17 protein-coding genes are annotated in these 24,474 nt (G+C 57.3%); 4 read left to right on the forward strand and 13 right to left on the reverse strand.

What is annotated here, in order from left to right; genetic code table 11:
• Positions 1–267: 267 nt before the first annotated feature.
• From WE862_RS16720 to WE862_RS16745, 6 genes are all read right to left on the reverse strand, one after another.
• Positions 268–2,193, reverse strand: coding sequence for an EAL domain-containing protein (locus WE862_RS16720; protein WP_041208464.1), 1,926 nt, complete (start codon positions 2,191–2,193; stop codon positions 268–270).
• 3 nt (positions 2,194–2,196) lie between these two features.
• Positions 2,197–2,883 (reverse strand): transglutaminase-like cysteine peptidase, encoded by a 687-nt coding sequence (locus WE862_RS16725; RefSeq protein ID WP_198493568.1) that lies wholly within the window; start codon positions 2,881–2,883, stop codon positions 2,197–2,199.
• Positions 2,884–3,080: 197 nt separating this feature from the next.
• The gene (locus tag WE862_RS16730) at positions 3,081–4,409 is read right to left on the reverse strand and encodes a TolC family outer membrane protein (RefSeq protein WP_042033160.1); all 1,329 of its coding nucleotides are present in this window, start codon (positions 4,407–4,409) and stop codon (positions 3,081–3,083) included.
• A gap of 37 nt (positions 4,410–4,446) precedes the next feature.
• Positions 4,447–5,877, reverse strand: a complete 1,431-nt coding sequence (locus WE862_RS16735; RefSeq protein ID WP_042033158.1) for an HlyD family type I secretion periplasmic adaptor subunit — start codon at positions 5,875–5,877, stop codon at positions 4,447–4,449.
• Positions 5,870–8,014, reverse strand: coding sequence for a type I secretion system permease/ATPase (locus WE862_RS16740; RefSeq protein ID WP_042033157.1), 2,145 nt, complete (start codon positions 8,012–8,014; stop codon positions 5,870–5,872). Before WE862_RS16740 ends, WE862_RS16735 begins: the two co-directional genes overlap by 8 nt.
• Positions 8,015–8,372: 358 nt before the next feature.
• A complete protein-coding gene (locus WE862_RS16745; protein WP_042033156.1) occupies positions 8,373–9,302 on the reverse strand; it encodes a TIGR01212 family radical SAM protein in 930 nt (309 codons plus the stop codon).
• A gap of 612 nt (positions 9,303–9,914) precedes the next feature.
• Here WE862_RS16745 and gltB point away from each other — a divergent pair.
• Positions 9,915–14,372, forward strand: coding sequence for a glutamate synthase large subunit (gltB, locus tag WE862_RS16750; protein WP_042033155.1), 4,458 nt, complete (start codon positions 9,915–9,917; stop codon positions 14,370–14,372).
• 12 nt (positions 14,373–14,384) lie between these two features.
• Positions 14,385–15,800 (forward strand): FAD-dependent oxidoreductase, encoded by a 1,416-nt coding sequence (locus tag WE862_RS16755; protein WP_042033153.1) that lies wholly within the window; start codon positions 14,385–14,387, stop codon positions 15,798–15,800.
• Between the two features lie 149 nt (positions 15,801–15,949).
• Here the strand turns inward: WE862_RS16755 and WE862_RS16760 are convergent, their stop codons facing one another.
• The 5 genes from WE862_RS16760 to WE862_RS16780 form a co-directional block, all read right to left on the reverse strand.
• On the reverse strand, positions 15,950–16,711 hold the full coding sequence (locus WE862_RS16760) for an amino acid ABC transporter ATP-binding protein (protein WP_042033151.1): 762 nt from the start codon (positions 16,709–16,711) through the stop codon (positions 15,950–15,952).
• Positions 16,708–17,364 carry an amino acid ABC transporter permease gene (locus tag WE862_RS16765; RefSeq protein ID WP_156853465.1) on the reverse strand — a complete coding sequence of 219 codons (657 nt, stop codon included), beginning with the start codon at positions 17,362–17,364 and terminating at the stop codon, positions 16,708–16,710. Before WE862_RS16765 ends, WE862_RS16760 begins: the two co-directional genes overlap by 4 nt.
• Positions 17,365–17,421: 57 nt before the next feature.
• Entirely contained in the window at positions 17,422–18,195 is a 774-nt protein-coding gene (locus WE862_RS16770) for an amino acid ABC transporter substrate-binding protein (RefSeq protein WP_042033150.1), read from the reverse strand.
• Between the two features lie 270 nt (positions 18,196–18,465).
• Positions 18,466–18,861: a nuclear transport factor 2 family protein gene (locus WE862_RS16775; protein ID WP_041208475.1), complete on the reverse strand. Its 396-nt coding sequence runs from the start codon at positions 18,859–18,861 to the stop codon at positions 18,466–18,468.
• Between the two features lie 32 nt (positions 18,862–18,893).
• Complete coding sequence (locus tag WE862_RS16780; protein WP_042033148.1) at positions 18,894–19,520, reverse strand: O-methyltransferase; 627 nt, start codon at positions 19,518–19,520, stop codon at positions 18,894–18,896.
• Between the two features lie 281 nt (positions 19,521–19,801).
• On the opposite strand from WE862_RS16780, the gene WE862_RS16785 reads away from it, so the two are divergent.
• Together WE862_RS16785 and WE862_RS16790 are read left to right on the forward strand one after the other, a co-directional pair.
• Positions 19,802–21,097, forward strand: coding sequence for a DEAD/DEAH box helicase (locus WE862_RS16785; RefSeq protein WP_041208476.1), 1,296 nt, complete (start codon positions 19,802–19,804; stop codon positions 21,095–21,097).
• Between the two features lie 90 nt (positions 21,098–21,187).
• Positions 21,188–21,838, forward strand: a complete 651-nt coding sequence (locus tag WE862_RS16790; RefSeq protein ID WP_042033146.1) for a DUF2913 family protein — start codon at positions 21,188–21,190, stop codon at positions 21,836–21,838.
• Positions 21,839–21,938: 100 nt separating this feature from the next.
• On the opposite strand, the gene WE862_RS16795 is transcribed toward WE862_RS16790, so the two are convergent.
• Both WE862_RS16795 and feoB read right to left on the reverse strand, forming a co-directional pair.
• On the reverse strand, positions 21,939–22,178 hold the full coding sequence (locus WE862_RS16795; RefSeq protein ID WP_041208478.1) for a FeoC-like transcriptional regulator: 240 nt from the start codon (positions 22,176–22,178) through the stop codon (positions 21,939–21,941).
• Complete coding sequence (gene feoB, locus WE862_RS16800) at positions 22,175–24,445, reverse strand: Fe(2+) transporter permease subunit FeoB (protein WP_042033145.1); 2,271 nt, start codon at positions 24,443–24,445, stop codon at positions 22,175–22,177. Before feoB ends, WE862_RS16795 begins: the two co-directional genes overlap by 4 nt.
• Between the last annotated feature and the right edge of the window lie 29 nt (positions 24,446–24,474).

Here is a 24,474-nt window from a genome sequence, read left to right on the forward strand (position 1 = left end):
CCATTGCTCCAAGGTGGCGGATCTCGCTGGATACACCTTAGAAGCACTTGCCAACTCTAACCGTTGCAAAAAATAAACATATTGGCGGGACAGGGATGTTCAAGAATGAACCAAATCGAATGAAGCTGTTTTTTCCTTTAATATCAAAACACTAGAAAAAGACCTTATTGAGGCCTTATTCACTTTTTCATTCACTAATGACAAATTGATTTTATGAACAATATAAAAAGCGGCCCTGAAGGCCGCTTTGATTCAGAAAACATCGTTTCAGGATAGGGGGAATGCCGGGTGGACAAATCCCTGGTATCCATCGATATGCAATTTGGAGAGTAGCTCCACTTGCTGCTGGTCTTCCACCCGCGTGGCAATGGTCAGAACACCGGCATTGTGAGCTGCACGACAAACAGCGGCAAGGAAGGAGGTATCTGCCCCCGGCTCCATCACCTGGCTGGTATAGCCATGATCCACCTTCACATAAGCAGGGGCCAACTCTTCCAGATAACCGAGAGACTGGAAGTGGCGACCATAATGATCCACACCCCATTCGAAACCAAGCTGACGCAATACCTGAACCAATGCCGTCACTTGCTCCCGATGTTTCACAATCGCCGCCTCCGGAATTTCAAACAGCAGACGCCCCTGCAGATTTACATGCTCCGAGAGGAATTCTGGCAACCACGCCAGGAAATCATCAGAGCAAAGTGAACCAGCGGTAATATTGATAGCCAGTGTCAACTCGGCATCTTGTTGCAACAAGCCGGTACTCGACTCCAAGATAGCCTGGTCAAATTCACTCCCCAGTTTGAACTGTTCAATAGCAGGCAAGAATTGTCCTGCAAAGTAATCCGTTCCGTCGCGCGAAATAGAGGCAAACAACTCGGCATGCATGCGCGAACCATTATCAAAGCGGCAGGCGGGTTGTGCCTTGAAGCGCCATAGATGACGGTTAATCGCATCTTGTACCAAGTCGCGCCATGCCAGACGCCCCATCATGCCCTGGCTATCTCCACCTTCAATAACAACAGCCCCACGACGCTCATTACGGGCTTTACCAAGTGCATTATCTGCCTTGGTCAACAGAGCTGAGAGATCATCGTTGCCATCACGACCCGCAATACCGATAACAGAGAGCGGATTGCCCTCCTCCATCGGATTAACCACCAGGTCTGCAATACGGGAGTTAATAATCTCGGCCAGCTCTTTGAGCTGCTCAAAATCATCAGTCGGGCATAACAGTGCATACTCGGTTGCCGAAATGCGTGCAACAGCGGCTCCATCCCATCCCTTAAGCTGCTCGCGCAACACTTGGGCGATGGACTTGACCATGTTGTCACGAGCCGCGAAACCTTCATCACGGTAGATATCTTCCAGCATATCCACCGCAACCAGCATAACCCCGCCTTGACCAGCTTCAGCAATCCAGGCATTTACCTGGCCAACAAAATAGGCTCGATTACCCAAACCGGACACCGCATCCACATAGACGCGCTCACGCAGTTTTTCTGCCTCTTCAGCCTGTTCTTTGAACTGCACAGCCAGCTTGCCGGAGAGAATATTGATGGCCTGAACAACTTGCTTCAGCTCATGAGTCCGAGGTTCGGGGATGGTATGACCAAAATGGTGCAACTCAATCTCGACGGCCTGGTCACAAATCTGTTTGAGCGGCTTTAACAGGAAATTCAGCGCTCGCATCAACAAAATAGTAGTAATCAGAAAGCCAATCACAAACCAGGTTGCCAATTCGCTCATGCCCACCCACAGCTCATGATAAGCCTGGCCCGGATGACCGACCACTTTCAATTTGCCAAGCTGTAGCCAACCAGATGTCAGAATCGACTCGTTGGAGACTTCGGGAAATAATCCCAATTTAATAAACCAGTCCGGTACGCCCTGAATACGGCTACTGTTCTCCTCTTCAATCACATCTTTCGAGGCAAGCAGATCAAGCCGCACAATACGATAATAACCACCGTCAAATATCGCCTTGATCACCGACTCGGCACCGACTTTGTCTCCGTTTTCCAGATAGGGAGTCAGAGCCAGCCCCAGTGACGTCGCGGTGTTTATCACCGTTGTTTCCTGCTGTTGTGCAAGATAGGAGCGTGTCGAATTGAATTGCACCCAATAGGTGGCTGCAAACAACAATCCAAACAACAGCAACATGGTGGCCAATAACTGTCTGTAGAGCGTCATAGGTTAATCATCCAAATTCACCACAGGCCGAGCCAATCGCCCTGATGTCATGCGATTGCGTAAATCATTCCATAACCCCAAGCGGGATGAATCACCAGCCAGTTCCCCTTGGCCTCGCGCTTTCATCAACCACAAGTGACTACCGTTAAAACTGAAAACAGGCACAAGGTCATGCCGCTGGGTAGCAGGACGAATTGAGCCTATTAAATTGTCCAATATAACCGGAACTGACGATGGTGTTTCATAATAGGCTACGACCATATGAAACTGGTTATAGTCGAGTGCCTTGACGTATACCATGCGCATTTTCTCATCCGGAATACCGAGTTCAAGCAAGGTGGAATACTTGGCAATACTGAAATCTTCGCAATCACCACCGGAAGCCCCCAAAAACTCCAATGGGGTCGCCCAATAATCTTTTTTACGCCACAACTTTATATCGTCAATAAAACGCATCTGATTAAAGAACTGATTCACCTTTTCCAGCTTCTGGCGTTCAGTTAATCCAGCATCCTTGTTTTGCTGCACCAGTGTGCGCCAAGTGGTGACTCTCTTCCCTGCCCGAATGCCGTAGGTCTGCTCAGCTCGCTTGATCAACTGCATATCTTCCTGAGTCAACGGTTGGCTGGCTGAGAGCAATAAAGAGAGAGGGAGCAGGAATAGCCACAGAGCAGCACGCACCATTCGCATCAAGCTGCGACTAGCGCCAAACCGGGCATGAGAAATACCAACAGATGACAACCAGAAAGTCACATCATTTTCCTGCCGCATCGTTGGTTAAACACTCCTACACAAATCACCCGGTTTGAGCCAGACAGGATGGCATGATCGGTACCGCCATCCTGTCTGCAATTGCCCTAACCAAGAAAGGGCAACTGAATGCCAACTTACTGCTTGGCCTGCCACTCGGTAGGCTGTTTGAAGTTGAACGCATTAAGCAGGCTACCCGTCGCATTCAAAATGCGGTAGTCGGCCAGCAATGAGTCGTACTCTGCTGTGATATAGCTGCGGCGCGCTTCAAACAGTTCGTTCTCGGTGTTCAATACGTCCAGCAAGGTTCGCTGTCCCAAACCAAATTGCTTCTTGTATGCCTGAACAGTGTCATAGCTGGCATCTACGTGCTCTTTCAAGAAGGTTTTCTGTTTGGCCAGTGACTCTTTGGCGTTCCACGCAAGACGAGTTCCCTCTTCAACTTGACGGAAAGCATTCATATGAATGTCTTTTGCCTGAGAGTACAGCGCAGATGTCGCATTGCTTTGTGCCACATCGGAACCACCACGGAACAGGTTGTAGCGCATCCGCACCATCGCGGTCAGATCGTCGTTACGGCCTTTAACAGCATTGATATCTTCGTTCCAGTTCTGATCGACCTCAAAAGTCACATCAGGATAGAAACCTGACTTGGCACCTTCATGTTGGTATTTGGCGGCTTCAATATCCTGCAAAGAGGAGAGCAGAGTGGGGTGAACCTCGGTGGCTGTCTTCAAAGCACTCTCGAGTGACGGCGGAAGCAACTCTGTATTCGGTGTCGGTTGAACCAAGTCTTTTGGCACTTCATTGACGACTCGAATAAATTCACTTTCCGCATCACGATAATTGTTTTCTGCCGCAGCCTGGTTGGAATAGGCTCGAGCCACACGTCCATCGATCTGGGTCTGGTCAGCAGTAGAACCAAGGCCGGAGTCAGTACGCTTGCGGATATCGCTGCGGATCTGCTCGTGGGTCTCGAGGTTTTGCTTGGAGAGTTCCAGGATCTCCTGCTGGCGCAGCATATTGAGGTAAACCTCAGCCACACGCAGAGCCGTATTTTCAGCTTCGGAGATCATCGCCAGACGCTGGGCATTGGCCTCTGCCTCGGTTCTGGAAACGTTGTTGCTGACATTGAAACCGTCAAACAACATCTGACGCAGACTGATCCCCGCCTCTTTACGAGTCATGGAGTCATCAATCGTTGTCGAGTTGGAGCCAGCAGCCCGAGTTGTCGGGCTATCAACCTTTTCGTAGCCCACACCACCGCGCAAATCGATGGTGGGATAATAACCCCCTTTGGCGCCATCATGCTGATAAAGACGAGCCTGATAAAGATCAAATGCCTCTTTGATCTTGGGATGAGTCGCAAGTGCCTGCCCTACCGACTCTTCCAGAGTCTGGGCCTGCACCAATGCCGGTAACATAGTTACGCCACTGACCAGCATGGCAACAATCGTTTTTTTCATGTTATCTCCAGTCATGTCTTGTTTTTAGATTGTTGGCTTATCGTTCTCTCAGTGCCGACTGTTTTGCCCGTAATATCGGCTTAAGCAAATAGTCTAGGACACTTTTTTTACCAGTAATTATATCTGCACTGGCTAACATACCGGGGATGATGGGAAGTGCATTAAGCTCATCGCCCAAGTAACTTTTCTCGGTGCGCACCCGAACCAGATAGAAGGAGTTGCCATCTTCATCCTGGATCGAGTCCGCGCTTATCTGTTCAACCTTACCATGCAAGCCTCCATAGATGGTGAAGTCGTAGGCTGTGATCTTGACCACTGCATCAAGCCCTGGCCGCAAGAACGCTATATCTTTCGGAGATACTTTTGCCTCCACCAGCAGGGTATCTTCCAGCGGAACTATCTCCATCAAATCCATACCGGGCTGAACAACACCGCCCAGAGTGTTGACCTTGAGCTTCTTGATGGTGCCTTTGAGCGGAGCAATGACACTGGTACGATCAACCCGATCTCGCAACCCAACCTGCCCTTCCGACAACTGCCCCAGTCTGCCTTGTTTTTCATTCAACTCGGTCTGCGAATCAGCCCTGAACTTAAGTGCAATGTCGTTGCGCTTGGAGATGGTCTCACGCAATACCGCATTCAACTTGGGGATCAGCAGATGGTTGCTCTCAAGCTCCCCCTGCATTTCGTTGACCTGCCGCTCCAATTTGATCAGCTCAACCTGTGGCACAATACCCTCTTTCGCCAGCGGACGGCTGATATTGAGCTCTTGTCTTGCAAGTTCCACGCTGCGATTGACGGTGCGGATTTTGGCGTTGAGCTCAATCAACTCCTGCTCATTCTGCTCAATCTGCTGGCCTAGAATATAGAGCTGGTTCTTCAGGTTATTGAGACGATCCTTCTGGACTGAGCGTTCACGGTTGGCATATTCGGCAAAGACAGTTTCATAACCATCCGGAAACTCAATGGGTGCTTCGCCCACCACAACCTGTTCACGCCATCCCAGATTCGGCTCGTTTTTCACCTCGACGCTAGCCATTTCTGCATGTAGCCGAGCAATGTCCCCTTTCAGCGTCACCAGCTCCTGCTCACGCTCGCGAAAATCGGAACGAAAACGGGTGTCATCAATACGTAGCAGTGGTTGGCCTTTTTCGACGATGTCGCCTTCTTTGACGAAGATCTCCTTGACGATCCCCCCTTCCAGGTTCTGGATCACCTGCAACTGGCGAGAAGGGATGACTTTGCCCTGCCCAACAGTCACTTCATCCAACTGCGCCCAAGCAGCCCACACAATCGCGCTCATAAAGAAGAAGAAGCAGCACCAAAGCAGAATGCGCGCCCGGGTCGGTGTCGTCAGCAAAACGGCTGCGGCACCATCATCGACAAAGGCAAGATGCTCGGGGGCTGGCAACACTTCATCGGAAGGGCGCTTTTTTAATCCCTTGAACCAGCCTAACAACTTAGCCATGGGATACCTCCTGCAGCCGTACCTTGCCCTCTTTGAGCTGTTGCAACACCGCCTCTTTCGGGCCATCAGCCACGATTTGCCCCTGCTCGATCACTATCACTCGGGATGCGACATCAAGCATGGAGGTTTTGTGGGTGATGAGAATCAAGGTCGTTTCCGGACCCAGTCTGGCCAACTCCTGTTTCACCAGCATTTCAGACTGGTTGTCCATATTGGAGGTCGGTTCATCCATCACCAGAATGGGCGGATCATTAAGTAGAGCTCGGGCCAACAGGATGGCCTGACGCTGGCCACCCGAAAGCTGGCGCCCACCTTCACCGATCTGCCGATCCAGACCATTGGGATCCCGGTTGGTAAAGTTGGTCACACCGGCCCGTTTGGCTGCGCGCAATACCCGCACATCGTCCACCAGCGGATTACCCAGCATGATGTTGTCACGCACCGAACCAAAAAAGAGCACGACATCCTGCGGCACACAGCCAATATTGCGGCGGATCACCGAGGGGGGCAGCTGATCGAGTTCAAAACCATCGATTCTGACCGAGCCATCAGTCGGACGATAGAGGCCCATCAAGAGCTTCTCGAGGGTAGTTTTACCCGCACCGATCCGGCCGATAATCGCCACCTTCTCACCCGGCTGGATGCGCAAATTGATATTATGCAGGGTGCTGGTCTCCATCCCCGGATATTTGAAGGAGACATTCTCGAACTCAATCCGGCCGGAGATAACCGGATGATGGATATATTGTTTCCCCTCCTCCTGTTCACCCGGCGTTACCATGATCTTTTCCAGAATATCCAGCGCAGACTTAGCCTGGTTATAGCGGGTCGAGAGTACAGAGAGCTGCACCATGGGCGCGATGGCACGGCTGGATAGCATCACGGCCGCGATCATCCCTCCCATGGTCACATTGCCCTCGGATATCTGATAAACCCCGACAATCACCAACCCGACTGTCACCACCTGCTGGATATAGCTCGCCAGTGACGACATGGAGTTAGTGATGCGACGAGTCTGTACGCCCCAGGTAGAGATATGAGATACCGCCTGCTCCCAGCGATGCTGGAACATGCTTTCGGCACCAAAAATCTTCACAGTCTCAAGGCCCGAAATACTTTCGATCAGGTTGGCGTTTTTCTGGGAAGCCAGCCGCGATCCCTCTTCAATCGACTTTTTGAGCGGCTCCTGAATATAGAAGCTGTAAGCGATCAAAATCAGCATGGCAACAATGGGCACCACCACCATGGCACCGGCAAAGATCCAGATAATAAAGAGGAAGAAGATGGCGAAGGGGAGATCAATCAGCGTTGAAACAGTTGCTGAGGTAAAAAATTCCCGTACCGACTCAAACTCCTGCAAATGTTTGGCAAAAGCACCGGTCGAAGCGGGGCGAGACTCCATCCGCATGCCCATCACCTTGGCAAAAATCTTCGCAGAGAGCAGAACATCCGACTTCTTGCCGGCAATATCGATGAAGTAACTACGCAGCTGCCGCATCACATAGTCGAAGGTAAAGACCACCATGGCACCCACTGCCAGCACCCAGAGCGAGTCAAACGCCAGATTGGGTACAATCTTGTCATAGACGTTCATGGTGAAGAGCGGGCTGGCTATTGCGAACAGGTTAATCAGAATGGACGCGATCAATACATCACGATAGATTCCGCGGGATTCAAACAATGTACTCCAGAACCAGTGACCGTCACGGGTTTCCAGCACCTTGGGCGAACGTTCATCAAACTTGAACTGTTTCTTCACATAGAAGAGGCGCCCGATATATTCGTCTCCCAGCTGGGCGACCGCAACCCACTGGGTCGCATCCCCAGCCTGCGGAAAAATCACTTTTCCCTGGCTTCGATCTTCATTCCATTCCAGCAAAATGCAGGCGCCGCCATTGCGCATCTGCAGCACGCAGGGCAGCAGCAGTGGGGAGATCTCATCAAGCGGTTGAATGACTTCACGGGCAGACAATCCTCCCCGCTCGGCAGCACGACCAAAAAGCGACGTGGTCAGACGCCCCGATACCAAGGGTAAACCGGTCGTCAGGGCATCCTGACTGTTGGGCACGCCGTAAAAGCGGGTCAGAAAGACCAGACACTCCAATAACTCATCAATACGACTTGTTTCTGCTTGCATAGCATCCTGTCACTGCATGAATGAGGTCGAGATAACCCCGCTGCCACCAGAACCTGTTCTTGCCAATCCAGATCAAGAACAACTGCCGCCACTGGCAATACCGCGGAGGGGAACGGCGCATCCGGGGTCGTTAACCCGGTTCGTTCTAAACAGCGGCATGGCTCATTATCGATAAAAGAGCGAGTGAAATACTCTGCTGACGTTTAGCTCATCATTAAATGTGGCTGAACGTAATTGATAGCGATATCTATTATGGTGCATCACTATATCAATCCGTACGCACCAAGACTATAGCTAAATCTATGAAGCTTTTTATATAAGCCTATGTTTTATGGGAAAATAGTAACTCTCCGCTCAACTACAGCTCAGAAAGCATAAAGGGTTTTCCCAGTGCGTACCCTTGTGGCCCCTGGCTTGCGAGGGCCTTGGCGATCTCGCTCATGGCCGTCCAGCGATTTTCACACCAGACCGGAGCCAGCAGAGTCGGACGACGAGCTGAGGCAGAAATGCGGTGATATACCACCTCGGGGGGGGTGTGCTGGATCATGGCGACAGCCGCTTCCACATACTGCTCCAGCGTCAATACCTCAAGCCGACCCGCCTGCCATGCCTTGCCAAGGGTACTGCCCTCGACCACATGAAGCGGATGGAGCTTGATCCCCTCAACTCCGGTTTCCACGATGCGATGCAGGGTATCGAGGCTATCCATCGGCACCTCGCCCGGCAGACCGACGATCAGATGGGCACACACCTTGATACCGCGCTGATGGGCCCGCGTCACTGCATCCACATAGGCAGCATAACCGTGACCCCGGTTGATCCGTTGCAGGGTCTTGTCGTTGGCGCTTTGCAGCCCGAGCTCCAGCCACACCTCGTAACCACGGGCCTGATAGCCTGCCAGCAGATCCAATACGGCATCCGGCACGCAATCAGGTCGAGTGCCGACACAAAGTCCCACCATATCGCTCACCGACAGCGCCTCTTCATACATCCGCTGCAGATACTCGACCTCAGCATAGGTGCTGGTATAGGCCTGAAAGTAGGCAAGATAACGCTTGGCACGGGTCACCTCGTCCCGACGGGCCAGCAGTTGCTGCACCACAGATAGCTGCTGGGCCGATTCGTCGGCGAAGGAAGAGACATTGCAGAAGGTGCAGCCGCCACGGCCCAGCGTACCGTCCCGGTTTGGGCAGGTGAAGGCGCCGTGAATGGAGAGCTTGTGGATCTTCTGGCCATGACGCTGCTTGAGATCCTGACCGAATGTATTGACGAGTTCGTGTAACTGCATGACACCTCCGCTAAAGGAGCGCCATTGTACGAGCTTGCGCAAATACGGCGCTGAGCTGGATCAAGGGAAGAAAGGGTCAGAATTCATATAAATATGCACCATTTTGCGGATAAATATATGAAATCGGCCGATTATTGATGCTTTTGAGACCTTGCCTGCCACGGGGCTGCGCCAGCAACCATATCCGCAATGGGATATAAACTATTGTTGAACAATGGAAAAATTTAAGAGTACGGCTTGCGGGCAAATGCAAGAGACAGGATTGTGAAATGTGATCACCTTCGTCCTTGGCATCCATGATTTAGTAAAATTACTACAGTTCTCGATACCCATGGAGTAAACCACCAAAACGAGCATATGCAGACTATTAAACCAAAAAAGACATTTTAATCAGAACAAAATCAACGCAAGGCGTAATTCATCGCCGCAAACCCATATTTTGTTATGTGAATGTAACATTGCAAAGAGCCCGGAAGTCCAATTGACCTTGCTGAAAAATCCCATTAGTTTGGAGATTCGCCACGTCAGGCAGACGGAACCACAAGAGCCAGTCGCAATTTATGCAGTCAAACGATGACTGTGCGATGCAAGGCCGAGCAAGGGAGATATGCAATGTCACTATATGATCCAAAGCTGGAGAGGGATAACTGTGGCTTCGGCCTGTTGGCCCACATGGAAGGGGAAGCCAGCCACAAGCTTGTCCGTCTCGCGATGTCAGCATTGGCTCGCATGCAGCACCGCGGCGGGATCTCCGCCGATGGCAAGACCGGCGACGGTTGCGGCCTGTTGCTGCAAAAACCGGACAGCTTCTTCAGAGCTGTCGCCGAGGAGAAGGGATGGCACCTTGGCCGCAACTATGCGGTCGGCATGCTGTTTCTCAACCCGGATCCCGTATTGGCCCAGGCAACTCGTGACATCATCGACGAGGAGCTGGAAAAAGAGACCCTGAGTCTGGTCGGCTGGCGCAAGGTGCCCGTCGATACCAACGTACTCGGTACTATCGCCAAAGCCTCCCTGCCCAGCATTGAACAGGTCTTTGTCAACGCCCCGCCCGGCTGGGTCGACAAGGATCTCGAGCGTCGCCTCTATATCGTGCGTCGCCGCATCGAAAAGCGCGTCAACGACGACTACTTCTATGTGGTCAGCCTCTCCAATCTGGTCACCGTCTATAAAGGGCTGTGCATGCCGGTGGACTTGCCGCGCTTCTATCTGGATCTCGCCGACATCCGCATGCAGGCGGCCATTTGCGTCTTCCACCAGCGCTTCTCCACCAACACCAGTCCGCGCTGGCCGCTAGCGCAGCCGTTCCGCTATCTGGCCCACAACGGCGAGATCAACACCATCGCCGGCAACCGCCAGTGGGCCAAGGCACGCAGCTACAAGTTTGCCACCCCGCTCATTCCCGATCTGCAGGAAGCGGCCCCCTTCGTCAATACCACCGGCTCTGACTCCTCCAGCCTCGACAACATGCTGGATCTCTTCCTCGCCGGTGGCATGGACCTGTTCCGTGCCATGCGTCTGTTGATCCCGCCTGCATGGCAAAAACACCCGAACATGGATGACGACCTGCGCGCCTTCTACGACTTCAACTCCATGCACATGGAGCCGTGGGATGGCCCGGCCGGTATCGTCATGACCGATGGCCGCTACGCCACCTGCGCCCTTGACAGAAACGGCTTGCGTCCGGCGCGCTACGTCATCACCAAAGACAAGTTCATCACGCTGGCCTCCGAAGTTGGCACTTGGGACTACACCCCGGACGAAGTGCTGGAGAAGGGTCGGGTCGGCCCGGGCGAGCTGTTCGTGGTGGATACCAGCAACGGCAAGGTGTGGACCAGCTTCGAGATCGATGACGATCTCAAGAGCCGCCACACCTACAAGCAGTGGATGGACAAACATTGCCGCCGGCTGGTCCCCTTCGAGCAGATGGACGACAGCCAGACCGGTAGCCGCGAATTCTCCGATGAGCAGCTGAAAACCTATCAGAAGCTGTTTGGCTACTCCTTCGAGGAGCTGGATCAGATCATCCGGGTTCTCGGTGAAAATGGTCAGGAAGCGGTGGGCTCCATGGGGGATGACACCCCGATGGCAGTGCTCTCTTCCAGCGCTCGCACCCTTTATGACTACTTCCGCCAGATGTTTGCGCAGGTGACCAACCCGCCCATCGATCCGCTGCGGGAGAATCACGTGATGTCGCTCGCCACCTGTATCGGTCGCGAGCAGAACGTCTTCAACGAGACCTTCGGCCACGCCCACCGGGTGCTGTTCCAGTCACCGATCCTGCTCTACTCCGACTTCCACCAGCTGCTGGCACTGGAGGGAGAGTACTACCGCCACAAGGTGATCAGCCTCAACTTCAAGCCCGAAGAGGGGCTGGAGTCCGCCATCCTGCGCATCTGCGAGGAGGCCAAGGCTGCCGCCAGGAGCGGTACCGTGCTGCTGGTGCTGTCGGACCGCGACATCAGCATCGATACCCTGCCCATCCCGGCTGCCATGGCTGTGGGTGCGGTGCAGCGTACTCTGGTGGACAACAACCTGCGCTGTGACGCCAACATTCTGGTGGAGACCGCGAGCGTGCGCGACCCGCACCACTTCTCGGTGCTGCTGGGCTTTGGCGCGACCGCCATCTACCCCTATCTCGCCTACGAAACCCTCGCCAAACAGGTTGAAGAGGGGGTGCTCGCCATGCCCCTGCGCCAGGCGATGGTCAACTACCGCAACGGCATCAACAAGGGGCTCTACAAGGTGATGTCCAAGATGGGCATCAGCACGGTCGCCAGCTACCGCTGCTCCCAGCTGTTTGAGGCAGTGGGTCTGGCCAAAGCCGTGGTCGAGACCTGTTTCCGCGGCGTATCGAGCCGTATTCAGGGCGCCGACTTTGCAGACATCCAGCAGGATCAACTCAAGCTCGCCCGTCAGGCCTGGCTGGCCCGCAAGCCCCTCGCCCACGGCGGCCTGCTCAAGTTTGTTCACGGCGGCGAGTACCACACCTACAACCCGGATGTGGTGCAGACCCTGCAAACCGCGGTGCGCTCCGGCAACTATGCCGATTACAAGGAGTACGCCCGTCTGGTCAACGAACGCCCGGTCTCTACCTTGCGCGACCTATTGGCCCTGAAGAAGGTCGACAATCCGGTCGCACTGGATCAGGTTGAGCCGGCCGACAAGCTGTTCCCCCGCTTTGACTCCGCCGCCATGTCCATCGGTGCCCTCGGCCCTGAGGCCCACGAGGCGCTGGCTGTCGCCATGAACCGCCTCGGCGGTCAGAGCAACTCCGGCGAAGGTGGCGAAGATCCCAAGCGCTTCGGTACCGAAAAGAACTCCCGCATCAAGCAGGTGGCTTCCGGCCGCTTTGGCGTCACCCCCCACTACCTGATGAACGCCGATGTGGTGCAGATCAAGGTGGCGCAGGGGGCCAAGCCCGGCGAAGGTGGCCAGCTGCCCGGCGACAAGGTGACTGCCCAGATCGCCCAGCTGCGCTATTCCGTGCCCGGCGTGACCCTGATCTCGCCGCCGCCGCACCACGACATCTACTCCATCGAGGATCTGGCCCAGCTCATCTTCGACATCAAGCAGATCAACCCAAGCTGTCTGGTGTCGGTGAAACTGGTCTCAGAACCCGGCGTCGGCACCATTGCCTGCGGCGTGGCCAAGGCCTATGCCGACTTCATCACCATCTCCGGCTATGACGGCGGCACTGGCGCGAGCCCTCTCACCTCGGTCAAATATGCCGGCTCCCCGTGGGAGCTGGGTCTGGCTGAAACCCAGCAGGCGCTGGTCGCCAACGGTCTGCGCCACAAGGTGCGGCTGCAGGTGGATGGCGGTCTCAAAACCGGCCTCGACATCATCAAGGCGGCCATCCTCGGCGCCGAGAGCTTCGGTTTTGGCACCGGCCCCATGGTGGCGCTCGGTTGCAAATACCTGCGCATCTGCCACCTGAACAACTGCGCCACCGGCGTTGCCACTCAGGATGAGAAGCTGCGTCGCGAGCACTTCACCGGCCTGCCGGAGATGGTGATGAACTACTTCAAGTTCATCGCCGAGGAGACCCGCGAGCTGATGGCCCAGCTCGGCGTCACCCAGCTGACCGACCTGATTGGCCGCACCGATCTGCTGGAGGCCCTGCCCGGCCTCACCGCCCGTCAGGCCAAGCTGGATCTCTCCGGCATTCTGGCCCGTCCGGTGGCACCGGCAGGCTCCAGCCTGTTCAGCCAGCAGCACAACCCCACCTTCGACAAGGGGCCACTCAACCTGAAAATGGTGGAGGATCTGCTGGAGGCGGTGGAAACCTCAAGCGGCGGCGAGTTCCGCTACGACATTCGCAACACCGACCGCTCGGTGGGTGCGCGTCTCTCGGGCGAGATCGTCAAACGTCACGGCAATCAGGGGATGGCAGCGGATCCGGTCAAGGTGCACTTCAACGGCACCGCAGGCCAGAGCTTCGGCGTCTGGAACGCTGGCGGCCTTGAGATGATCCTCACCGGTGACGCCAACGACTATGTGGGCAAGGGGATGACCGGCGGCAAGCTGGTGATCAAGCCTCATGTCGGCGTGGCGTTCAAATCCCACGAGGCAGCCATCATCGGCAACACCTGCCTCTACGGCGCCACTGGCGGCAAACTCTACGCCGCGGGCACTGCCGGCGAGCGTTTCGCGGTGCGCAACTCAGGTGCGCTCGCGGTGGTCGAGGGGATTGGCGACAACGGTTGTGAATATATGACCGGCGGCATCGTCACCGTGCTCGGTCAGACCGGCGTCAACTTCGCGGCGGGCATGACCGGCGGCTTTGCCTACGTGCTCGACGAGTGCGGCAACTTCGCCAAGCGCACCAACCCCGAGCTGGTGGAACTGCTGGACGTGGCGGATCTCGCCATCCATCAGGAGCACCTGCGCGGCATCATCACGGCGCACCTCAATGAGACCGGCAGCTCGCGCGCCGAGGAGATCCTGGCCAACTTCGACTCCTATGTGCCCAAGTTCAGGCTGATCAAACCCAAGTCCAGCGACGTGAAATCGCTGCTGGGCCACACCAGCCGTTCCAGTGCAGAACTCAGAATCCAGGCGCAATAAGGAGGGAACCCTATGAGCCAGAACGTATTTCAATTTATCGATGTCCAGCGGGTCGACCCGCCCAAGAAGCCGCTCAAGATCCGCAAAATCCAGTTTGTGGAGATCTACGAGTCCTTCAATCAGCCGCAGGTACAGATGCAGGCGGATCGCTGCCTCGAGTGCGGCAACCCCTATTGCGAGTGGAAGTGTCCGGTCCACAACTACATCCCCAACTGGCTTAAACTGGCCAAAGAGGGGCGCATTCTTGAGGCGGTGGAGCTCTCCCACCAGACCAACAGCCTGCCGGAAGTGTGCGGTCGGGTCTGCCCGCAGGATCGCCTCTGCGAGGGCTCCTGTACCCTCAACGATCGCTTCGGTGCGGTGACCATCGGCAATATCGAAAAGTACATCACCGACAGGGCGTTCGAGATGGGCTGGAAGCCCGACCTCTCGAACGTGGTCAAGACCGGCAAGCGGGTCGCCGTCATCGGTGCCGGCCCTGCTGGTCTCGCCTGTGCCGACGTGCTGGCGCGCAACGGTGTCACCCCGGTGGTGTTTGACAAGTACCCGGAGATCGGTGGCCTGCTCACCTTCGGTATCCCCTCCTTCAAGCTGGAAAAAGAGGTGATGCAGCGTCGCCGCGAGATCTTCCAGGGGATGGGTGTGGAGTTTCGTCTCGAGACCGAAGTGGGCAAGGACATCACCTTCGCCGACCTGCTCGGCGAGTTCGATGCGGTCTTCCTCGGAGTCGGCACCTACAAGTACATGAAGGGCGGCTTTGCCAACGAAGAGGCGCCGGGCGTCTATGACGCCCTGCCCTACCTCATCGCCAACGCCAACCGCTTGCTGGGGTTCGAGAAGGCGCAAGCCGACTACATCGACTTCGCTGGCAAGCAGGTGGTAGTGCTGGGCGGTGGCGATACCGCCATGGACTGCGTGCGTACCGCCATCCGTCAGGGAGCCGCCAAGGTGATCTGTGCCTATCGCCGCGACGAGGAGAACATGCCGGGCTCCAAGCGGGAGGTGAAAAACGCCCGCGAGGAGGGAGTTGAGTTCATGTTCAACCTGCAACCGGTAGCGGTCGAGCTGGATGCCAGTGGTCGCACCGTTGGCATCAGGGTAGTGAGCACCGAGCTGGGTGAACCCGATGCCAATGGCCGCCGCAATCCGGTGGTTATCGAAGGCTCCGAGCAGGTGCTGGCCGCCGATGCCGTGGTGATGGCGTTCGGCTTCCAGCCTAACCCCCAGCCCTGGATGGCGGAGTTCGGCATCGAGCTCGACAACCGGGATCGAATCAAGGCGCGCGAGCAGGCGGAATATGCCTTCCAGACCAGCAATCCCAAGGTGTTCGCCGGTGGCGATGCGGTACGCGGATCCGATCTGGTGGTGACTGCCATCTACGAAGGGCGCAAGGCAGCCGAAGGGATCATGGACTATCTGGCGGTCTAACCTGCACTTCCTCAGTCAACCCAAAACAGAGCCCCGCCAGTGCGGGGCTCTTCTTTTGAGGCTAGGAATTTAAGGCTCGGAATTTAAGGCTAGGAGTTCTCGCTGGCAGCTTGTCACCTATCACTCCCTCAACCTCGTCCGGGGTGCGGCTAGATGCTCCAGCTCTCCGGCAACCGCTCGGTGAGGGTGGAGATGTACTCGAAGGTACGCGCCCGCTTGGGAGTGGTGAACATCTGGCGTGCACTGCCTGCTTCCACCACCTCACCCGCCTCCAGAAAGATCACCTGCTGCGCTATCTGTGCTGCCAGCCGCAGATCGTGGGTGGCAATCAGCATGGTGGTTCCCTCCCGGGCCAGCTGGCGCAGCACGGTCACCACCTCCTGGGCAAGCTCGGGATCCAGCGCCGAGGTGGGTTCATCACAGAGCAGTACCTTGGGCGATGGCGCCAGCGCCCTCGCAATGGCAACCCGCTGCTGCTGGCCACCGGAGAGGGTGGCAGGCACCGCCTCGGCCTTGTGCCTGAGCCCCACCTTGTCGAGCAGTTGCAAGCCGCGCGCCTCCGCTTTCGCTCTTGGCCACTTCAACACGGTCACCAGCCCCTCAATCACGTTTTCCAGCACCGTCATGTGCGGGAACAGCTGGAAATTCTGGAACACCATGCCAGTCTGCTGGCGCAATGCCTGCACGCTCTGGCGAGGCAGATGGTGAGAAAAATCAAGTTCGCTCCCCCCCAGCACCAGGTGCCCCGCATCCGGCCGCTCCAGCACATTGACACAGCGCAACAGGGTGCTCTTGCCACTGCCGGAGGGGCCAATCAGGGCGGTCACACTGCCCGCCACCATGGCAAGATCAATTCCCTTGAGCACCTGCTGCCCGCCAAACTGCTTCTCGATACCACGCAACCGGATCATAGGGCGACCTCCCGGGTCTCTTTGTGGGTCAACTTGCGCTCCAGCCGGTCTTGCAAGGTGGAGAGCACCGAGCTGAACATCAGATAGATGAGGGCCGTCTCGCTGTAGAGAATGAGCGGCTCATAGGTGACAGAGGCGAGCCGCTGGGCCGCCTGAAACAGCTCGGGCACGGTCACTGCCGCCGCCAGCGAGGTGTCCTTGACCAGCGAAATAAAAGTGTTGGAGAGCGGTGGCACCGCAATACGCGCCGCCTGCGGCAGGATCACCCGCCACATCACCTGGGGCCAGTTCATGCCAATCGAATAGGCTGCCTCCCACTGCCCTTTCGGGATCGCCGCCAGAGTGGCGCGGATGATCTCCGAGCTGTAGGCGCCGATGTTGAGGGTGAAGCCGATCACCGCGGCGGTGAAAGCGTCCAGCACAATGCCGGCACTCGGCAAGCCATAGAAAATCAGAAAGAGCTGCACCAGCAGCGGCGTGCCGCGAATAAGCCAGACATAAAAACGGACCAGTGCCACCAATGGTGTCGGGCCATATAATCTGGCCAGCGCCACCAGCAAGCCGAGCAATATTCCCAAGACAAAAGTGATCAGGGTCAGTGGCACGGTAAAAATAAGCCCCGCGCTAAGCAGGGGCCAAAAAGAGTCGATCATTAACTGCAACCAGGCTGGCACGTTAATTTCCTCGCTAGTTATTATTTTTCGGTAATATTATTGCGAGACATCAGTACCAAAATATTTATGAGATATTTTCTGATAGTTGCCATCCTGTTTGGCAGTACGCAGCGCCTGATTGATGGCGGCCAGCAATTCCGGCTGCCCCTTGGCGAGCAGCACCGCCGATTGATCCCCCTTCGCCTCGGTCGCCGCCACCCTCAATTTGGCATCCGGTTTCTGTTTCTTGAAGTCGAGGAACGAGAGACTGTCGTTGATGGTGGCATCCACTCGCCCGGTCAGTACCAGCGCCAGCGACTGGTTGAAGCCCTCGGTGGCGACCACCTCGGCCCCCGACTTTTTGGCCAGCTGGGCAAAGTTGCTGGTCAGGGACTGGGAGGATTTCTTGCCCTTCAGATCGGCAAAGCTGTTGATGCTGTGGTTGTCGCTGTGCACCACTACCACGGCCTTGGAGGTGATATAGGGATCTGAGAAATCATACTTTTTCTGCCGCTCCGGGGTGATGGCCACCTCGTTGAGCACCAGATCGTAGCGCTTGGCATCCACCCCGGCGATGAGGCCATCCCACTTGCCCTCGACAAACTCCGGTTTCACACCGAGGCCGCTTGCAATCAGCTCGCCAATCTCCACATCAAAGCCAACCAGCTTGCCGCTCTTGTCGTGATAGGTGAAAGGAGGATAAGCCCCTTCGGTACCAATCTTGATCACGCCACTATGCTGAATCGCCGCAAGGGAGGATTGTGCCTCGGCAGAAGTCACCAGGGTCAACGGAAGGGATGCCAGTAAAAAGAGAGTGTGCCACTTGTTCATATTATTTACCTCGTTATATTTTTATTTCCCATGAGTCGCCAACGACAACCGTATTAATGAAACCGTCTCTTGCATGGATGATGCAAATATCTGTGAACTCAGATGTATGCCTTGCAAATATCGAGCTGGCTTGGGCAAAACATATCGCGCCATATCCCATGGCCAAACCATGAAATATGGTGATATTTAGCGAAATAATGGATAACGAGGGTGGGATGGCTTGAACATGGCAAACACCGCCAGCCATCAGAGTGACCGGCGGTGCTCTTTTTAGACGAGTTCTGGCGTGCGGGTTAGCTTGCTCACCCAGGGACGGCGCCAGGCGGGGGCCTCATACTGTTCCGGCCAATATTCGGTCTGCTGCACAATGCGATCGCCCTCGACCCGATGAAAGGTGATGGCCCGGGCATGCACGACCCCATCGGTGATCTGCACTTCGCTCACCACCTCGTCTCCTTGTGCCAGCAGGCGGACTATGGTGAAGCTCCACGGCCCGGCGGCCGGATAACGGCGATTGATCTCGACAAAGTTGCAGCGCCCGAGGATCCGCTCCCCCGATTGCGGCCAGTCACAGACAAACTCATCCCCCAGCCATCGCGCCGCCCTGGCAAAATCATTGCTCTGCATCGCCTGCCAGTAAGCTTCCACCACTGCCACCGGTTTCATCACTGCCACCTCCCTCTTCATGTTCAGGTTGCTCACACTCTCACCACCAGCCACTCCCCCTTGCCCACTGGCACCAGCGAGGTGACAAAACGGGGATCCTGCGCCACTTCGGCCATCCATTCCGCCAGCTCCTCCCGATGGGAGATGGCATTATCGACCACCAGCAAACCGCGCGGAGGCAAGAGACGTTGTAACTGCGGCCACCACGCCCGGTATTGCCGGCGATCGGAATCAAGAAAGATGAGCGGAAAGCCCGCCGATGGCAGGGTGGGCAACAGCGCTCCCGCCTCCCCGGCCAGCTGGGTGATCCGCCCGGCAAGACCGGCTTGCTCGAAATTGGCTTGTGCCAGCGCCCGCTTGGCTTCATCCCGTTCGATGGTCGTGACATGACCATCGAGCCGGGCCACCGCCTCGGCCAGCCAGAGGGTGGAGTAGCCGTTGGAGGTGCCTATCTCCAGCACCGCCTGCGCCCCGCGGGTCTGCACCAGTACCGCCAGCAGCTCGCCGGTATCGCGGGTAATGTTGAGCATCTTGTCGGCGCGATCCGTCTGCGCCAGGTCGTGCTGCTCGCCAAACTGCTCCAGCGCCTGCTTCAGACGCTCAAGGGGGGTATTGGCCCTCGCCGCCTGCTGTGGCAAACCGCTCTCGCACCCGCTCATCGCCCTCTCCTTTCATGACTATCAATAGCCACTATCCTTACGGCTGGCATTTTTGGAGTCAAATGGCGGCGACCAAAACCTTGCGCCGGTTAAAAAAACCGATAAAAAACTCTGGCCAATTGAGGCAGAATTTGCTGCGCCTATCTGTTACACTTCGCGCCCGCCATTTTCAGGCTGCGCTGATGCTGTATCAGGGGCGGCCACCAGTGGCAATCCGCGACCGTTCGCCCATGCCGGCTTGTCAAGCCGAACACAATCCAGCTGGATCACAGGAAACCGATATGAGATTTGAAGCATTCGATTTTGCCCCCGAGATTTTGCGCGCCGTCTCGGAGTGCGGTTATCAGGAGATGACCCCTGTGCAGCAGCAGGCGATCCCGGCCATTCGCCGTGGCCGCGACGTGCTGGCCAGCGCCCAGACCGGCACCGGCAAAACCGCTGCATTCGCCCTGCCCATCCTGCAGCGTCTGGTCGATACCCCTGCTGCGGCAGCCCCCTCCAGCACCCGGGTGCTGATCCTCACCCCGACCCGCGAGCTGGCAGCCCAGATCGCCGACAACATCAAGGCGTTTGCCCGCTATCTGGATCTTGGCGTCATCACTCTGGTGGGTGGCGGCAAGCAGGATGTGCAGGCCAAGAAGCTCAAAGCGGGCGCTCACATCATCGTGGCCACTCCGGGCCGTCTGGTCGAACACCTCACCGCCTGCAACCTCAGCCTCTCCACCGTGGAGTGTCTGGTGCTGGATGAAGCGGATCGCATGCTCGACATGGGCTTTAGCGCCGATGTGCAGCAGATCCTGCAAGCCGCCAACAAGGGCCGCCAGAACCTGCTCTTCTCCGCCACCTTCTCCGAAGGGGTGAAGAAGCTCGCCAATGTGATGCTCGACAAGCCCCAAGTGGTGAGCGTCAACAAACAGAACACCACCGCCGACACCGTGAGCCAGGTGGTCTATCCGGTCGAGCAGAAGCGCAAGCGCGAGCTGCTCTCCGAGCTCATCGGCAAGCAGAACTGGCAGCAGGTGCTGGTCTTTGCCAGTACCCGCGAGAGCTGCGACGAGCTGGTCGAGGAGCTGAACCTCGACGGCATCAAGTCAGCCGTGGTGCATGGTGACAAGGCTCAGGGCAGCCGTCGCCGCGCCCTGCGCGACTTTATGGAGGGCAAGGTGCGGGTGCTGGTCGCCACCGAAGTGGCCGCCCGCGGTCTGGATATCCCGGATCTGGAGTACGTGGTCAACTATGACCTCCCCTTCCTCGCCGAAGATTATGTCCACCGCATCGGCCGTACCGGTCGTGCCGGCAAGCGTGGTCAGGCCATCTCCTTCGTCAGCCGCGAGGAGGAGCGCACCCTGCTCGAGATCGAGAAGCTGATCGGCCAGAAACTGCGTCGCATCATGGTGCCGGGCTACGAGGTAAGCAGCCGCGAGATGCTGATCAAGCAGCTCGAAGAGCGTCGCCGCTTTGGCGGTCGTGCCCGTCGCGACGACAACGCCGCCGCCCAGTCGATGGCCGAAGCCAAGCTGCAGGGGCAACGCCTCAAGCGTCTGGCCGCCGCCAAGAAGCCGCGCCAGCCCAAGTAAGCAGCCACTCGCTGTTCTGATATGATGAAGGCGCCACCGGCGCCTTTCTCTTGCCCTGTGATGACGACTCGCCCCACCGGAGGAGGCACCATGACCCCATCAACCTACAATCAGGCCCTGCTCGAGATGGCCACCCAGAGTCTGGCCGAGCTGGCCCGCACCGGCGAACAAAAGGCTGGCAAGCGCACCCCGGCGCAGGAGAGCCACTTCCTCTGCACCTGGATGGCGGACTCCCTCAAGGAGAAGCGCTTCTCGCGGCTGGTGATGGAGGATCTCAAGGGATGGGTACAGCTGGGCCGCACCCTGGGGGCCGGCGCCGATCTCAAGGGGCTGCTTGAGCGCATCGTCAGCCAGTACCAGAGCGCCATGGCAAATCCGCAGCAACTGGGGAGCAAGCTGGCCAACATGCTGGCTGAGCTGGAACAGGCGGGCTGGCTGGTACTGACCGAGAGCGAGGTGAACGCCAGGCTGCGCCTGCAATCGGGCGGTCAGGCCAGTCTGGTGGTAAGCCACAGCGAATATGCAGGGCATATCGAGGGCGGCGAGCTTATCAAGCCCCTCACCCTCTATGTGCGTGGCGATGAGCAACTGCTGGCCAGTGCGGCCGGCAAACAGGGGCTGCTGCTGAGTCAGGGCAACAAGAAAACCACCCTCATCAAGCACCACAAGGCCTACCGGCTGATGCCGGGCAACGAACAGCCAGCCCTGGCGCTGCTGAGCGAGGCTCGCCAGAGCGCCTGATCCCGTCAGATTGCGCCAATAAAAAACGGCAGACCCTGCTTGGATGCAAGGTCTGCCGTTTTTTATTGTTCAGTTTAACCTGATGATATTCGGTTGCTGTTTAACTTACCTTGATGCCAATCTGGCCCGGGGCACACCACTCGAACATCACCTCCTCGCTCTTGCCGCAGCAGCTGCCGCCACAGACCCGGCTCTCGCGCTTGATGACCCGCCCCTTGCGCATCCAGACGCCGAGCATCGCCTCCACCGCATCTTCCGAGGTGTGGAAGTGGCGAGCCAGCTCGCGCCGGCTCACCTTCTGCTGCGCGGCGAGGTAATCCCCCAGCTCGCGCAGGATCATAATGTCACCACCTTGCGGGCGACGATGTCACCGTGACGGCGACCGGCCCACCAGAGCAGCAGCAGGGAGAGGCCGTAGCTCGCTACCCAGAACAGGCTCTGCTCGGGGTGAGCGGCGAAAGTGGCCAGCTGATAGAAGACGGTGGCGCACATAAAGGCCATGTAGTTGCACCAGGCGGCGGTAAAGAGCGCCCACTGGCGGCCGGTTTCGCGCACCAGGGCCCCCATGGCGGCGGCGCAGGGCATGTAGAGCAGCACGAACAAGAGGTAAGCAAACGCACCAGCCGCACCGTCGAAGTGGGTCTGCATGTTGCCGTAGGTAGAGACATCCACCTCCTGCTCCTCGGCAGCCGCCTTCTGGTCGTCGAGATTGCCAACCGCAAGGCCCATCGGGTCGGTCGGGTTGATCTCGGCCAGATTGGTCGCTACGGCATCCACCGCTTCGTGGAAGCTGGCGACAAGGGAGAACTCGCCCTTCTCTTCCTCTGCGCCACCACCAGCGTAGAGGCTGTTGAGAGTACCGACTACCGCCTCTTTGGCGAAGATGCCGGTGACGATGCCGACCGTGGCCTGCCAGTTGTCATCGCGCACGCCGATGGGGTGCAGCACAGGGGTAACAGCCTGACTGATTTTGCTCAGCACCGAGCTCTCCTGCTCCTGATGGCCGAAGCTGCCATCGGTGCCCAGCGAATTGAGCACGCTCAGCACGGCGACCACCAGAACGATGGTTTTACCGGCGCCAAAGACGAAGGATTTGAGCTTCTGCCAGGTCTTGATGCCAACGTTGACCGGACGCGGCCACTCGTAATCCGGCATCTCCATCACCATGGAGTCGCTCTTGCCCGGCAGCAGGGTGCTGCGCAGCAACAGACCGGTGAGCACCGCCACCAGAATGCCGATGAGGTAGAGACCGAACACCAGGTTCTGGCCGGACTCGGGGAAGAAGGCCACCGCAAACAGGGCGTAGACCGGCAGACGGGCACCGCACGACATGAAAGGTGCCATGGCCGAGGTCATCAACCGCTCGCGCTCGGAGTTGAGGGTGCGGGTCGCCATCACCGAGGGCACGGTACAGCCAAAGCCCATCAGCATGGGGACGAACGCCTTGCCCGGCAGACCGAGACGGCGCATCAGGGCATCCACCACGAAGGCGGCGCGGGCCAGATAGCCTGAACTCTCCAGCACCGCGAGGAAGAGATAGAGGCAGCCAATCACCGGGATAAAGGTAGCGACGGTCTGCAAGCCAACGCCAAAGCCATCAGCCAGAATGGCGCCCATCCAGTCGGGCGCATTGACCAGCCCCAGCAGGTGGTGCACGCCTTCGACAAACAGGGCGTTGCCCATGATGTCGAAGAAGTCGATAAAGGCGCTGCCCACCTTGATGGCAAACATGAACATCAGGTACATGACGAACAGGAAGAAGGGGATGCCGATCCAGCGGTTGAGCAGCACCCGGTCGAGCTTCTCGCTCTGGGCCACGGTGAGTTTGCCCTTCTGCTGGCACGCCTGACTGGCCCACAGATGGATGTGGCCATAGCGGATGTCCGCCAGCTGCAGATCGATATCCTGCCCCTGATGGGCACGGGTCACCACATTGGTCGCGGCAGCCTGCTGACCGGGCAGCAGGGTATCCTGCATCGCGGCATCCTCCTCCAGCAGACGCAGGGCGCGGCCACGGGTAGTGAGGTGGTGCGGGGCGAGCAGGGTCTCCAGCTCCGCCAGATCTTTTTCAAGATCAGTGCCGTAATCGAGCCTCAGTGCCTGCTGGGACTTGCCGATAAAGCCGTGGATCTGGCTCTTGAAGGCGGCAACCTGCTGGCGATTGTGGGCAGAAAGGGCTACCACGGGGCAGCCGAGCGCCTGACTGAGCAACCCTTCATTGATGGTGACGCGGCGTTTTTTGAGGATATCCATCTTGTTGAGCACGACGACCATCGGCAGCCCCAGCTCGCGCAGTTGCAGCGTGAGGTAGAGGGAGCGCTCCAGATTGGCGGCGTCGATGACGTTGAGCAGCAGGTCGGGCTGATGGCCCTGCACATAGCGGCTGGCGATCTGCTCATCAAGGCTCGCCTCCTGATTGGCGAGGCTATAGATGCCCGGCAAATCCATCAGCTTGTAATCGTGACCATCGGCGGAAAATTCGCCCATCTTCTTGTCGACGGTGACCCCGCTCCAGTTGCCGACCTGCTGGCGGGCGCCGGTCAGGGCATTGAACAGGGAGGTCTTGCCGCTATTGGGGTTGCCGACCGTAACCAGTGAATAATTCATACCAGCGCTACCTCTATTTTCTTCTGAAC

This window comes from Aeromonas jandaei (assembly GCF_037890695.1).
Lineage (GTDB): Bacteria > Pseudomonadota > Gammaproteobacteria > Enterobacterales > Aeromonadaceae > Aeromonas > Aeromonas jandaei.